Below are 14,752 nucleotides of genomic sequence, written 5' to 3'. Positions count from 1 at the left end.
ATTCCCTGTCGTAAAATGGGTGGCGAGAGCGGGAAAATCCCGTTCATCATCACCCTACGGGAGGGATTTTTAATGAGAAAATGGGGCATTAAAGTTTTAATGCTCTTCTCGCTGATGCTGACGGCGCTGCTGCCTTCGGGAGTGCGCCCGGCATTCGCGGCCGCGGTGTCGGTCTCGCAGACCGGCAATGTTGTAACCGCTTCCAACGGCGACATTACCGTCACCTACGATTTGTCGACGGGCAAGGGGACGTTCGCGGCAGGCGCTACGACTCTGATTCAGGATTTCTATTCCGATTATGCGCTTCACGGCAGCGCGACGCGATACAAGTCGACGGATTCGGCCGTTCGCACGGCGAGTTGGGCGTCGATCGGAACGGACGGTTACGGCTCGAACGGGCAATTGCTGACGATCACGAACGCACTCGCTTCCGGCCCGACCCTGACGCTGCGAATCGCCATGTACGAAGATCGGTCTTACGTCATCGCGGACATGACGGTCAGCAGCGCGTCGCCGTTGACGATCGACTTCCTGGAGCCGATCGCGGCGAACAATCTGGACATCGGCTCCGGCACGGACAAACGCATCTATACGACGCCGTATACGAACAATTACGACTTCGGCGTCGCGCCCGTCCACGATTTCGGCTATAGCCAGAACGGGGACGACAGACCTTACGGGCAACCTGAGTCGTGGTCGCCTTTTAGCGGCAGAAGCTACTGGGTGGCGGTCATGTTCGACGATGCGAGCAAGAAGGGCGTTGTCGCCGGGGCGGCTACGACCCAGAAGTGGAAGAGCATGCAGCATCTCGCTCAGGCCACCTCGGCCAACGGGCCGCTCACCGGATTTTCGGTCTACAACGCCGGCGGGAAAATGAGCGGAACGTCGGTGTCGAGCGACAAGTTTTTCCTCGGTTATTTCTCCGATTATCGCGACGGTCTGGAGACGTTCGGAGAGGCGTACGCGGTTGGCGAACCGAAGCTGGAGTGGAACGACGACGTGCCGATCGGCTTCAACACGTGGTATGCCTATTACACGTACGGCACAGCGGACGCGATGCTGCCGCTCACGGACTATTTCTACGACCATCTGAAATCTCTCGGCTACAACTACATGAACTTGGACTGCTGCTACAAGGGCGTCCCGGGCAAGACGCCTCTGGAGAACATGGAGGACTTCGCGGATTACGTCCACGGCAAGGGGATGAAGGCGGGTACGTATTCGGCTCCGTTCGCAATTTTCGACGAGCTGACGGACACCGTGCCGGGAACGTCGTACACGTTCGGCGACATCGCGCTCAAGGACGGCAACGGCGACCCGATCCGGTCGTACATCGACACGTACATCGTCGACGCCACGCATCCCGGAGGCCAGGCTTATGTAGAATGGATCATGCAGACGCAGCACGTCGAGCCGGGCTTCGATTACGTCAAACTGGATTTCATCGATCTGGGCATGTATGAGGGAAGCTTCTACGATTCGACGAAGAACGGCATGCAAGCTTATCGGATCGGCATGGAGATTATGCGGGATACGCTGCTGGCCGCGCCCCAGGAAATCTACATCAACGAATCGATCGCACCGCTGCTGCCTTCCGGATACGCCCACGGGCGCAGAACGGGGGTGGACACGACGATCGGGCTGGAGTCGTATCCGGGCATCGAGCGCCAGGCGCTGAACACGGCGGCGTCCTGGTGGACGAACGGCACGCTGTACGCCTATAACGATCCCGACATGCTGTTCCCGGAAAACGTCATCGACGGCTTCAACAAAATGACGCTGAACGAGGGCACGCTGCTGGCGACCGCGATCATCATGGGAGGAGGGCATCTGCTCATCGGCGATAACGTTCCGTTCATTTCCGAAGACCGCATGAAGACGCTGCTTAACTCCGACCTGCTCGATCTGGTCAAAGCCGGGAAAGCGGCGCGTCCGGTCTCGATGACGAATTTCTATCACAAGCTGGAGCATTCGCCGCCGATCATCTATCAGACCGCGGACAATGGAGACCGCTACGTCGGTCTGTCCAACTGGGACATGAACAATCCGCTGCCGCTCACGGTCAGCTTCGGCGATCTCGGACTGAACCCGACCGCGACGTACACGCTGACGGAACTGTACAGCCGCACGAACCTGGGCACGCACTCGGGCAGCTACGCGAAAACGTTGAAGCCGGGCGAATCGATCATCGTCCGCATCTCGACGCAGAGCAGCGCTTGGCCGTCCCCGGCCGTTAATCTGGCCGCAGGCAAAACAGCCAGCGCCTCGTCCACCTGGTCCGCGCAAGCGGGATACGAAGCGTCCAAAGTGACGGACGGCAGCCAGGCGACGAGATGGAGCGCCGAGAACGCGACGACGGGCAACCAATGGGTCGAGATCGACTTCGGATCGACCGAAAGCGTCAACCGAGTCGTCGTGTACGAGTACGCGTACGGCAGCCAGAACTTCCAGATCGACACCTATACGCTGCAATACTGGAACGGATCGAGCTACGTCGACTTGACGAAGGGCTTTACGATCGGCGACCGAAGAATATTCGATTTTCCGACCGTGAGCGCCTCCAAAGTCCGGCTGTACGTCGACAAGGCGAGATTCATCCCTTCGATTAACGAGATCGAGGTCTACAATGTCTCCGGCAACACCGGGTATGTGATCGATCAGGATGTCAGCGGAGCTTCCTATTCCGTCTATCCGGACATTCGCGCAGGCATTCAGCGGCTGCAGACGTTTACGATTACGCAATCGAGCTTGCCAAAGCTGGATCTCTATCTGTACGAGAGCTATGTGAACAAGGTTCCGGAGGATAATCTGTACATCGATATCGTGCTGCTGGACGGCAGCGACAATCCGGTGCAGAAGCTGTTCAGCGCTTCGCTGCATCCTTACAACATTCCGGGATCCGCGACGCCGTACTCGATCTACCCGCGGCTGACCGGACTGGATACGACGAAAAAGTACGGCATCGTGCTGCGGTCGCCGCAGACGATCGACGACGCCTCGACGAACAACAAATACGGGTTCGCCTACAGCGACAGCAATCCGTACGCAGGAGGGTTCGAGCGGCTGTCGACGGACGGCGGCGTCACTTGGTCGACGGAGAGCGGCGGCAATCGGGATCTGATCTTTACGATCTATAAGTAACGGACGCGCAATCTGGTTTGGAGAAAAGGCTGTCCCATTAAGTAAAAAAGAGCGTACTGAACGATGATCGATGAAATGGTGTAAGTCGCATCTATCTCCTTCCGCTGCTATACGATCCTGAAATTTTGAACTGTTAAACCCGTGACAGGGTAATTTCAGGAACGTATGAGGCAGTCTCCAGGAGATAGATGCTTCTTCTTTTTGTCATCGATCATCGAGGGCGTGTATGCATACCCCGAGGATAGCAGATGTTGCCGAATTTTCGTTCCATGCAAGGAACTTTTGTGAAGGCGTACCGGAGGTACGTCAAGCGAAAGTGACGCAGCAGGGGATGATAGATGCCTCTGAGCGGGTTTGCATACACGCCCTAGTACGCCCTTACTTATGGGGAAGCCTCTTCGCTTTGTTTCAGAAAATCGTTCATTTTTATAAACGGATCGTTGGATTTTTAGGAATACCATTTTACATAAATCCGAATATCCTCCATCATAAACCGAATTCCGTCGATTGGCCTGCAAAGGTTTACGGCGTACAGTAGAGATACAGATTCGATAAGGAGTGATATTCATGACCGTTACGATCAAGGAACGGCTGGTCGATATTCCGACCTACGGCATCGGGGAACCGGACCGCAATCCGATGTTTCTGGAGAAGCGGGTGTATCAGGGAAGCTCGGGCAAAGTGTATCCGCATCCCGTCGTCGACAAGATCATGGACGACAAGCAGGCGCAGACGTACCGGATCGTCGTGCTTGAGAACGAATACGTGCGTATCGAAGTGATGCCGGAGCTTGGCGGGCGCATCTACCGGGCGCTGGACAAGACGAACGATTACGACTTCGTCTATTACAATCAAGTGATCAAGCCGGCGCTGGTCGGGTTGGCCGGGCCGTGGATTTCCGGGGGCATTGAGTTCAACTGGCCGCAGCACCATCGGCCGAACACTTACGGTCCGGTAGAATACCGGTTGGCCGAAAACGACGACGGAAGCGCAACCGTATGGGTGAGCGAGATCGACCGCATGTACGGCACGAAGGTGACGACGGGCTTCACGCTGTATCCGGGCAAAGCTTATCTCGAGATCTCGGCGCAGCTGTACAACCGCACGTCGATGCCGCAGACGTTCCTCTGGTGGGCCAACCCCGCCGTAGCTGTCAACGATCATACGCAATCGGTGTTTCCTCCGGACGTCACCGCCGTGTTCGACCACGGCAAGCGGGACGTTTCCCGTTTTCCGATCGCGACCGGCACTTATTATAAGCAGGACTACTCCGAGGGCGTCGATATATCGCGCTACCGCAACATTCCGGTCCCGACCTCTTACATGGCGTACAAGTCGGACTACAACTTCGTCGGCGGCTACGATCACGGCGTTCGGGCGGGGCTGCTGCACGTGGCGAACCACCATGTCTCTCCAGGGAAGAAGCAGTGGACGTGGGGCAACGGTGAATTCGGCCAGGCGTGGGACCGCAATCTGACCGACGAGGACGGACCGTACATCGAGCTGATGACCGGCGTCTACACGGATAACCAGCCGGATTTCACCTGGCTCGCGCCTTACGAGGAGAAGTCGTTTAAGCAGTATTTCATGCCTTACAAGGAAATCGGAGTCGTGAAAAACGCGTCGATCGACGCGGCGGTCAACCTGGAGGTGGACGAAGCGACCCGGCAGGCGACGGTTATGGCTTACGCGACGAGCGTATTCGCGGACGCGGTTGTCGAGCTTCGCGGGCGCAAACGCGTCTACTTGCTGGAGACCGTCGTGCTGTCGCCGACGTCGACGTTCAAGTCGATCGTGCCGCTCGACGAAGAGGATCGGGCGCACGACTTGATCGTAGCCGTTCGCGATCGGGAAGGCCGCACGCTGATCTCGTACCGTCCGGCCAAGCCGTCGATCGAGCAAGTGCCGGAGGCCGCGAAGCCGCTGCCGGCTCCCGAGGAGCTGCGGACGAACGAGCAGCTGTACTTGGCGGGCCTGCATCTGGAGCAGTACCGGCATGCTACGTTCGAACCGGAAGCTTATTATCTCGAAGGACTGAAGCGCGATCCTTCGGACATCCGGATTAATGTCGCATACGGCACGCTGCTGCTGCGAAGAGGACTGTTCTCCGACGCAGAACAATGCTTCCGCGCCGCGGTGAAGTCGCTGACGTGGCGCAATCCGAACCCTTACGACAGCGAAGCGCTGTATCAGCTCGGCTTGGCGCTGAAGCTGCAGGACCGCCTGGAGGAAGCGTTCGCGGCGTTCTACAAGGCGACCTGGTCGTCGGCTTGGCAGGACGCGGGCTATTTCTCGCTGGCGCGTATCGCTGCCGGACTCGGGAATAACGCGGAAGCACTCGAATTGGTCGACCGCGGACTCGTTCGCAATTCGCATAACTACAAGGCTCGCCATCTGCGCGCTGCGCTTCTGCGGAAGCTGGGCAAGCTGGCCAAGGCGGTCGCCTATGCGGAAGAGACGATCGCTCTCGATACGCTCGATTTCGGATCGGCTTGGGAGCGCGGACTGGCACTGACCGCTCTCGGCGACAGCGCGCGGGCGGAAGACGCCGAGGCGGAATTGGCTCGGCTGATGAGGAACGATGCGCACAACTATATGAACCTGGCCGCGGATTATGCGGAAGCCGGCTTGTACGCCGAAGCGATCGGCGTGCTGACGAAGCTGCTGCGCCTGTCCGGACCGGACGCGTCGGCGTATCCGACGGTGCATTACGCGCTCGGCTACCTGTTCGAGAGGGCCGGCGATTCGGTGAAAGCCGCCGAGCACCGCGCGGCGGGACGAACGGCGAAGCCGGATTACTGCTTCCCGAACACGCTGTTCGAGCTGTTGGCGCTGGAAAGCGCGATTCGCGCGGATGAGACGGACGGTTATGCGCATTATTATATCGGCAACTGGCTGTACGACAAGCGGCGCCATCAAGAGGCCATCGCTAACTGGGAAGCGGCGGTTCGTTCGTCCTGCGCCGGCTTTGCCACCGTGCATCGGAATTTGGCTCTTGCTTACTACAATAAGCTGGGAGACGCCGAAGCGGCGCTGCGTTCGCTGGAGACGGCGTTCGCTTGCGGTCCCGACGACGCCCGCGTGCTGTACGAGCTCGATCAGCTGTACAAGAAGATCGGCCGTCCGGCTGCGGAGCGTGTGTCGAAGCTGGAGGAGCATGCCGAGTTGGTCGGGAAACGGGACGACTTGTATCTGGAACGCGTAGCGCTGCTGAATGCGCTCGGACGCCATGAAGAAGCCGCCGCGGCGCTTGCCGTCCGCAAATTCCATCCATGGGAAGGCGGAGAAGGCAAAACGACCGGGCAGCACGTCCTGTCCCGCGTCGAATGGGCCAAGCGCGAGATGGAGGACGGGCGCTTCGAGAAGGCGGCCGGCCTGTTGAGGGAAGCGCTCGTCTACCCGGAAAATCTGGGCGAAGGCAAGCTGTCCGGCGCGCAGGAGAACAATATCTACTATTATCTGGGCTGCGCCTACTTGGGAATGAACGAGCCGGAAGAAGCGCGCAAGCATTTCGCCGTCGCTTCCCAGGGGCTGGAGGAACCGACAAGCGCGATGTATTACAACGATCAGCCGCCCGATATGATTTTCTACCAGGGCATGGCTTGGCAGAAGCTCGGCAACGAAGCGGAAGCGCGCCGCCGCTTCAACAAGCTGATCGAATACGGGGAGAAGCATCTGTTCGACGACGTGAAATTCGACTACTTCGCCGTGTCGCTTCCGGACTTCCTCGTATTCGAGGACGATCTCAACAAGCGTAATGAAATTCACTGCCGCTATATGATGGGATTGGGCTGGATCGGACTCGGCCGATACGATCGGGCGAAGGAAGAACTGGACGCCGCCTTGGCGCTTGACCCGAACCATCAGGGCGCGGCTACGCACCGCAAGCTGTGCGAATAATTCGACTGTCCTGACACTAAAACGCATCTATCTCCTTCGCAGTCTCCGGGAGATAGATGCATCTTCTATTTTCATCGATGTCGAGGTATGGGGCTCAGGCGAAATTGGCGGGGGCTTGTTCCGTAATAAGCGCTGAAATGACGGCTGAACGGATGAATGGACGGGTAACCCAGCTTCTCGGCAATCGCCGTGATGCTGGCGTCGCTCTCTTGCAGCAGGTGAGCCGCTCTCCGCATGAGCTGCTTGTGCTGGTACGCTTTGGGCGTGAGTCCGGTTTCGCGCAGGAACAGCTCGTGGAAATAGGTTCGCTTAAGACCGCAGCTTTTCCACCAGTCGGCGACGGGCTCGCGCAGCTCGGGATGCGCGTCCAGCTTGGAGAGCAGACGGACGATGCGGTAATCGCTTGGCTGTCTCGTATGAAGCGAATTGTTCCACCCGAGCATCCAGGAATAGAACAAGCTGTTGATCGCTTCCGCGCGGTATAGACTCAGCTCGTCGAATTGCTTGGCGATCGTCTGGAACAGGTCGAACAGCAGCGGGAACGGCTGAAGGGAAGATACGCTCGGCAGGGCGTCCAATTCGTCGCAGGGCAGCTCGGGCGTGCCGGTGTGGGGCTGGTATCTTTCCGGGTAACGGTAAAAGGTACGGTTCAGCGAACGAGGATTGTCTCGTTCCCAGAGATCGAAATACAAGTTGTAGGAGGACAGCGGCTGGCGAGGGGAGATATGGAAAGCGTGAGGCTGCCCGGGACGCAGAAAAACAAGCGTTCGCTTGTGGATCGGATACCGCTTGCCGTCGACCTCCATTTCGCCCGGTCCTTCCGGAAACAGATGGATCGCGTAGACGTTGCACGTACGCAGTCCTTCGTTGGAACTCCCGTCGTACAAATATGGCATGTAATCTCCGACGTACGGGGTCATTTCCGTCAGCTTTTTGTTCATGTTCCGCCTCCCGCGCCTCACTTATCTGCCATTCATTTACCGGATTATTTGATAAATAGATGGATGCTTCGATAAATACATTTTCTAAGTATAATGATACGATGTATGCGACTTTATGGAAAGTGGATAGAGTCAAAATAGCGGATTATTTATACAATGAATACGAGGGGCGGAAACGACTATGAAGCTCATCTATGACAGTCCGGCGAAGCGATGGACGCAAGGACTTCCCATCGGCAACGGAAGCCTCGGGGCCGTCGTTCAGGCAGATGGGGGATCGGAAATCTGGAGCGTAACGGAAACGACGTATTGGTCCGGCAAAAGCGAACGGACGCCAAGCCGATCCGGCGGCAAGCGCGACTTGGAGAGAATGCGGGAACGTTTCTTCGCGGACGATTACGAGGAAGGCGAACGGCTCGTATCGGAGCTGCTGCAGCCGGACAAAGGAAATTTCGGCACCAATATGCCGCTGTGCGAGGTTCGTCTTCGATTCGAGAGCGCGGGGGAGCGGATCTCCCGGGAGCTGGATCTCGAGGAAGCAATCGTTCGCGCCTCGTACGATGCGGACGGACGTGTCTGCGAGCGGGAAATGTTCGCGTCTCATCCGGACGGCGTTATCGTCTCCCGCATCCGCGCGGGTCAGAGCGGCGGATTGGCGTTCGAGCTGGATATCGTCGGCAGCACGGAGACGTTCTCCGTCTCCGCTGCGGACAGCGGAGATGCGCTTGTCTTCGCCGGCACAGCGACCGAGAACATGCACAGCGACGGCCAATGCGGAGTCGAGGCTCGGGGAAGGGTCGGGCTTCGTCTTACGGGCGGTACGCTTCGTATCGAGACTGGACGATTGATCGTCCGGGATGCGGACGAAGCGTTAGTCATTCTGGCCGTATCGACGGATTACGGAAGATCGGGAGACGATTGGGCGAACGAACCGGCGCAGCGAGTCGCGAAGGCGGCCGAGCTTGGGTTCGACCGGCTGCGGGAAGCGCATGTCTCGGACTATCGCCGACTGTACGGACGGGTATCGCTCCAGCTGGGTTCGTCCGATAGAGAGCTGCTGCCGCTCGATCGTCGTCTGGCGCTGCTGCGCGAAGGCGGAGCGTCCGGAGATCCGCAGCTGTTCGCGCTGTTCTATCAATACGGACGCTACTTGACGATCGCCGGATCCCGGGAGGATTCGCGGCTGCCGATGCACCTGCAGGGCATTTGGAACGACGGAGAAGCGAACCGTATGGCCTGGAGCTGCGACTACCATTTGGACGTCAATACGGAGATGAATTACTATCCGGTAGAGACGGCCAATTTGGCCGAATCTCACGAACCGCTCCTGGCGTTCCTGGAGCGCCTGGCCGAAGCCGGTAAGGCGGCGGCCAAAGATTTCTACGGCTGCGACGGCTGGGTGGCGCACGTATTTACGAATGCATGGGGCTTTGCGGCGCCGGGTTGGCATTATTCGTGGGGACTCAACGTAACCGGCGGACTGTGGCTGGCCATGCAGCTGATCGAGCGTTACGAATTCGGCCTTGACGACGCCTACTTGCGGGAACGCGCTTACCCGGTGCTGAAGGGAGCCGCCGAGTTTTACCTCGACTACATGGCGGTGCATCCGAAAAACGGATATTTGGTAACCGGTCCGTCGAACTCGCCGGAAAACAGCTTTTACCCGGCTGGCGAGCCGGAAAAGTCCCGTACGATGTCGATGGGTTCGACGATGGATACGATGCTCGTTCGAAGGCTGTTCGACTTCTGCGCCAAAGCGGCGGAAAAGCTGGGCCAGAACGCGGAACTTCGGGAACGTCTGCGCGTGGCGTTGGACATGCTGCCCCCGCTTGCGGTCGGAAGTCTCGGCCAGCTGCAGGAATGGTTGGAAGATTACGGTGAGGCGCAGCCGGATCACCGTCATTTATCCCACCTGTATGGACTGTATCCCGGTCACGAGATTACGCCGGGCGGCACGCCGGAGCTTGCGGCCGCGGTTCGCAAGACGCTGGATAACCGCCAGCGCGCATCGGGTCTCGAAGACGTGGAGTTCACACTCGCGCTGTTCGCCGCCGGCCGCGCCCGTCTGATGGACGGCGACGAAGCTTGCAAGCAGCTCGCTTATTTGGTCGGAGAGCTCTGCTTCGACAATCTGCTGACGTTCTCGAAGCCGGGCATCGCCGGAGCGGAAACGTACATCTTCGTGGCCGACGGCAACTTCGGCGGCACGGCCGCGATCGGCGAAATGCTGCTGCAAAGTCATGCGGGAGACATTCACTTGCTGCCGGCGATTCCAGACAGTTGGTCTGCGGGCAGCTACTCGGGGATGCGGGCAAGAGGAAATGTTGAAGTATCCGCGGCCTGGGAGAACGGACGTTTGACGGAAGCTGCCGTCTATGCGAAGTCTCCGATCAAGACGCGGCTGCGCTTTGGAGACCGGACGGTTCAGATAGAGCTGGCTGCCGGGGAATGGCGGTCTTTCGATAGCCAATTGCTCTGCACGGGATCCGGAGAGCGCCGTTAATTTTCCGGTCACGGGGGCAGAGACCCCTTTTCCAAAGAATAAAATAAAAAACCTCCCTTTATTTGGATTTCATAGCCGAATAGAGGGAGGTTCTCTCTTTTTTAGGGTATACTATAGAAGAAATGATCGAGATGGATCTATTATTTCTATTATTAAGGGGGTTAAATATTGCATATCCTCATTAGACAAGAGAAGAATGAAGATGCTAACGAAGTCTATCATTTAATACAACAAGCATTTGAAGATAGCGACTATTCGGACCATGACGAACATAACTTGGTAAACCGGCTTAGAAATTCGACGAAGTTTATTCCGGAGTTATCGCTTGTAGCCGAATATGATGGTCAAATTGCGGGGCACATTTTGTTTACGGAGGTACATGTGGGCGATCAAACTTTGATAGCGCTTGCACCAGTATCTGTACGGCCAGAAATGCAAAGCAAAGGCATCGGAAAGCTGCTGATCACGGAAGGCCACAAAATCGCCGCCCAACTTGGGTATAAAGGTTCCATAGTTTTGGGCCATGATACATACTATCCGAAATTCGGTTATAAGAAAGCCAGCCAATACGGTATTGAAGCGCCATTCGAAGTATCAGACGATCACTTCATGGCAGCGGAGCTGATTGACGGCGGACTGACGGATGTACGCGGCGTTGTGGAGTACGCTAAGGAGTTTTTTGAGAAAGAGTGATTAAAGGCGGCCGTCTGAACGTGCTCAAAATGTAATATTTGATCGGAGGAGTTTAACTGAAGCCGTCTGTTAGATACGCCTTGGCTGCTGTTTTAATTGTCGCGGCTGTCTTGATCGTGCAACGTTACTATTTTAATGACAAGCTTTCCGATTATGTAGTAGTCAATGAGAATGTCGCGGTCACCAAGGAATTCAGCGTGAAGTCCACGACTGCCAATCAAAATTCAGCTGTAAAAGGAATGATTCTCGTCTGGGGCGACAAAGGAATGGCTGAGCGGATGCGAATTGTTGCGTCGTACGAGATTGATCCGAATGATTTCGGCGGACTGACGATCTACGTCCCGAAGAAATGGTATATCTCCAATATATTAAGCAGTACGCCTGAGAATCAAACGACAGATCTGAAGCCGAGAGCTTCCGAAGGAGAAATGTTCCTGGGAGATGAATGGAGAAATATGATCGAGGTTGGTGTGGACCCTTTAGGCAAGCCTTCTGGAGGAGGAACCGGAACGCTAGTGATTGATTTAGCGTCTGATCGAAAAGCCATACTGCCATCGGAAACCTTCAACGTGTTGGTTACCATTGGTTCAGATACGCAAAATGGCGTGAGGTCGATAGGCGTAGGTTTTATCAAAATTCCTATCTCTGTGAGTGCTGAGGGCTAGGATAAAAACGATTTGTTTTAATGGAATAATAGGAGTGGTTTATATTGCATGGCTATATCGATCTCAAGGGCAACCAAGTCATCCCACCTATATACGATTATGCAACATCGTTTAGAAATGGTATAGCTGCTGTTGGACTTGATAATAAGACAAGATTCATCTCTTGTTCTGGTGAAACAGTTCTGGAAACGAACATTTTATATGTAGGAAATTTTAGTGATGGCCGGGCGCTGTTCCAAACTAATGGTAAGTTTGGCTATCTAGACATGCAAGGAAACGTGGTTATTCCTCCCAGATTTGACTATGCCTACGACTTTTCAGAAGGATACGCCACTGTAACTGAAAGCAGTGCAGGTGGAATAGCATTCATCGATGTTAATGGCAATTTTATTCATGATAAGGTTTATGATAATGCGATGCACTTCAGAGATGGTATTGTATCTGTTAAACACCACGCATCAGGTAAGTACGGATGTATTAACGCAACTGGCGAATATGTAATCGATCCGATATCTGACCGTTATATTTGCTTCTCCGAAGGGCTTTCTCCAATAGAAATTAATGGTAAGATCGGTTATATTAATCGCCAAGGTGAAATCGTGATAACACCGCGATTTGCTTATGCGGGTGATTTTCACAACGGATTTGCAATTATAATGAAGCGTAATAAATTCGGATACATAAATAAAGAAGGAGAAATCATTATAGACACCATATTCAATGACGCTGAGGATTTTTCTGATCAGTTGGCACCGGTCAAACTTGGAAAGACATGGGGTTATCTAAATCCAAAGAGTGAATTTGAGATTGAACCCAAATATACAAACGCATCTTGTTTTATTGAAGGAATAGCGTTCGTTTATGAAAAGAAAAACATTAAAATGCTGAAACGTAATATGGAACTAATAGATCTAGGCGATCAGTATCAGAGGCTAGAATATTTTTCAGAAGGACTTAGCCTCGTAACAGTAAGGGAGAAAAGAAATAAGTATGCTATCACTAAACATAGTATAGAGGTAACATTTAGAGGTTAAGTTTACGGACGGAGCCGAAAGTCCCGAATTATGCGAAATCGCGGGACCTCATTTTTCTCTGTATTACTTTTTCACAAAACCCGTATTTTATACATATGTATATAAATCGCTCTTTGCCCGTTCCTCATCATCAGCAGCAGCGGGAAGAAGTTGTCCAATGACACAAATGCCCCCCACATAAACACTTGTGAGCGCTCATGTAATCGAAATTATTATCGATTTTCATTTATTGATACCATTGGGATTGTATCTCGTAAAGCTGTGCATAATTTCCATTAATACTAAATAGCTCGTAATGTCTAATGCCCCCCCATTAATGACATATTAGTTCCTCATCCGAGATGTAAGATTCTTCACAAACGTTCTATTGACTTTGACTTTATTAATGACATTGCTGTTTGCACTAAATACTCTTTAACATTTTCAGATGTCATATTATTCCCATGCAAAAGAATTGAATATTTTGAGCCTTCAAAATTAAAATGTAGTTTAGCGGATGATTGAATTTGGGTTTTATGGATTCTGTGCTTAAAATATCCCCGAACTCCATTTTCAAGAATTAGAGTTTCCTCAGTTTTCTTAGCCGGGGAATCAAAATTAGAGGCTTCTATATATAAATCAATAAAATAATCGTCTTTCTTTGAAGCATAGTTTATATATATTCTGTTCCAGTTTTCTTCATAAATCGCCTTAACTACAGGGTTATTTAATGGAACATTTTGAGGCAAGTAAACATTATGACCAATTCTTTTCTCAAATTGTTTTACAACATGTTCGACATTTTTTGTGTACACAGTGCTTCCGAATACAGGTGCGACAGCAAGGATGATCCCCATTAAAACAACTATTGCTTGGATTAATTTCCTCATCAGATTTCTTCTTCTCCTTTTATTGGCAAAAGTGATTGACAAATTTAATGCTTACCAGTTCGCGCTGATTTATTCAGCGGCTTTATAAGATGAACCCAAAATTACATCTGAACCAAAACCCAAACAATCTGATTTGCTTCCATAGTCTAATACTTTACTTTTCAGTCTAACACTTTATTTTCTTTCTCAGATTGAGCTCAGGACTGTATGAAGGAAGAAATACAAGGGTCATTCTTATATGCTGGTCCAAAAACGGTTGCAGTTCCGTGTGAATATTGCTGTTGTCCAGAATCATGACGATTTTTTATTTGGGATAAATATTCAGAAGATGATCCGTCAGTAATCGTTTGGTAAAGCAGCCCTGCCCGCCTTCTCCTCTCCCGGTGATGGATCATGCCGGTTGCGTAGTTGATGGCGCCAAACAGATTAGCACTTCATCGTGACAATACGTCGAATAATCGGCGTAGCTGCCCATGAGAAAAATCCTGATTCATCTTTAATAGAATACTAGTGACTTGCTCAATTAGTTCCGACACCTCCCTCCTCCCCCCTTATATAATTTAGAGTCAAGGTGTATATGTATGTTTGAATCTCGTGCTATAATAATCGAACGAGGTTTTAGTAATAAATGAAGGGGTTGAGATTATGAATGAGGAATTAATTAAAGCAATTAGTTCACTTCTCGATGAAAAGCTTGATCCGATCAGAGCAGATATTGATGTAGTGGCCAAGAGTATTCACCGTGTTGAGGAAAAGATTGACCTGTTAGCAGAAGGTACACCTGAGGATGTACTTTCTCTTCTTCAAATGATGGATAAGAAGCTCGATTCTATTAAGAAGGATGTTGAGTTTACATACCAGAAAGCTTCGATGAATGAACTGGAGATTAACCGCTTGAAACACCAGCAGTAAAAACAGGTAGGGAATAAAAAAACCACGCAAACTTTCTTCGGATTCTGCAGTTCCGGGAAAGTTTTGCGTGGTCTTTCCAATATGGTAAGTCATA

The 14,752-nt window shown here is 53.1% G+C and carries 9 protein-coding genes and 1 pseudogene; 7 read left to right on the top strand and 3 right to left on the bottom strand.

Annotated elements, in window-relative coordinates; genetic code table 11:
• Positions 1–72: 72 nt before the first annotated feature.
• Positions 73–3,141: a discoidin domain-containing protein gene (locus tag B0G52_RS18165; RefSeq protein ID WP_094046795.1), complete on the top strand. Its 3,069-nt coding sequence runs from the start codon at positions 73–75 to the stop codon at positions 3,139–3,141.
• Between the two features lie 567 nt (positions 3,142–3,708).
• Positions 3,709–7,041, top strand: a complete 3,333-nt coding sequence (locus tag B0G52_RS18160) for a DUF5107 domain-containing protein (protein WP_094046794.1) — start codon at positions 3,709–3,711, stop codon at positions 7,039–7,041.
• A 71-nt stretch (positions 7,042–7,112) separates the two neighbouring features.
• Here B0G52_RS18160 and B0G52_RS18155 read toward each other — a convergent pair whose 3' ends face one another.
• Complete coding sequence (locus B0G52_RS18155) at positions 7,113–7,982, bottom strand: helix-turn-helix transcriptional regulator (protein WP_094046793.1); 870 nt, start codon at positions 7,980–7,982, stop codon at positions 7,113–7,115.
• Between the two features lie 181 nt (positions 7,983–8,163).
• On the opposite strand from B0G52_RS18155, the gene B0G52_RS18150 reads away from it, so the two are divergent.
• From B0G52_RS18150 to B0G52_RS18135, 4 genes are all read left to right on the top strand, one after another.
• Complete coding sequence (locus B0G52_RS18150) at positions 8,164–10,485, top strand: glycoside hydrolase family 95 protein (protein ID WP_094046792.1); 2,322 nt, start codon at positions 8,164–8,166, stop codon at positions 10,483–10,485.
• Positions 10,486–10,653: 168 nt separating this feature from the next.
• On the top strand, positions 10,654–11,178 hold the full coding sequence (locus tag B0G52_RS18145; protein ID WP_094046791.1) for a GNAT family N-acetyltransferase: 525 nt from the start codon (positions 10,654–10,656) through the stop codon (positions 11,176–11,178).
• Positions 11,179–11,294: 116 nt separating this feature from the next.
• Positions 11,295–11,843: a hypothetical protein gene (locus tag B0G52_RS18140; protein ID WP_143762585.1), complete on the top strand. Its 549-nt coding sequence runs from the start codon at positions 11,295–11,297 to the stop codon at positions 11,841–11,843.
• Positions 11,844–11,887: 44 nt separating this feature from the next.
• On the top strand, positions 11,888–12,877 hold the full coding sequence (locus B0G52_RS18135) for a WG repeat-containing protein (RefSeq protein WP_094046789.1): 990 nt from the start codon (positions 11,888–11,890) through the stop codon (positions 12,875–12,877).
• A 353-nt stretch (positions 12,878–13,230) separates the two neighbouring features.
• Here the strand turns inward: B0G52_RS18135 and B0G52_RS18130 are convergent, their stop codons facing one another.
• Positions 13,231–13,746: a hypothetical protein gene (locus B0G52_RS18130; RefSeq protein ID WP_094046788.1), complete on the bottom strand. Its 516-nt coding sequence runs from the start codon at positions 13,744–13,746 to the stop codon at positions 13,231–13,233.
• Between the two features lie 187 nt (positions 13,747–13,933).
• Positions 13,934–14,050: pseudogene (locus B0G52_RS35290) on the bottom strand (transposase); the annotation flags it as partial.
• A gap of 341 nt (positions 14,051–14,391) precedes the next feature.
• Here B0G52_RS35290 and B0G52_RS18125 point away from each other — a divergent pair.
• On the top strand, positions 14,392–14,658 hold the full coding sequence (locus B0G52_RS18125; RefSeq protein WP_094046787.1) for a hypothetical protein: 267 nt from the start codon (positions 14,392–14,394) through the stop codon (positions 14,656–14,658).
• Positions 14,659–14,752: the final 94 nt, after the last annotated feature.

It is taken from the genome of Cohnella sp. SGD-V74, from assembly GCF_003001675.1.
Lineage (GTDB): Bacteria > Bacillota > Bacilli > Paenibacillales > Paenibacillaceae > Cohnella.
Note: the sequence above shows the minus strand (reverse complement) of the source record. Positions and strands in the feature narration are given on the sequence as shown.

Bases quoted from the DNA above. Each gene is read 5' to 3' on its own strand.
- B0G52_RS18155 (WP_094046793.1), bottom strand. From the start codon at position 7,982: ATGAACAAAAAGCTGACGGAAATGACCCCGTACGTCGGAGATTACATG.
- B0G52_RS18160 (WP_094046794.1), top strand. From the start codon at position 3,709: ATGACCGTTACGATCAAGGAACGGCTGGTCGATATTCCGACCTACGGC.
- B0G52_RS18150 (WP_094046792.1), top strand. From the start codon at position 8,164: ATGAAGCTCATCTATGACAGTCCGGCGAAGCGATGGACGCAAGGACTT.
- B0G52_RS18165 (WP_094046795.1), top strand. From the start codon at position 73: ATGAGAAAATGGGGCATTAAAGTTTTAATGCTCTTCTCGCTGATGCTG.
- B0G52_RS18130 (WP_094046788.1), bottom strand. From the start codon at position 13,746: ATGAGGAAATTAATCCAAGCAATAGTTGTTTTAATGGGGATCATCCTT.
- B0G52_RS18125 (WP_094046787.1), top strand. From the start codon at position 14,392: ATGAATGAGGAATTAATTAAAGCAATTAGTTCACTTCTCGATGAAAAG.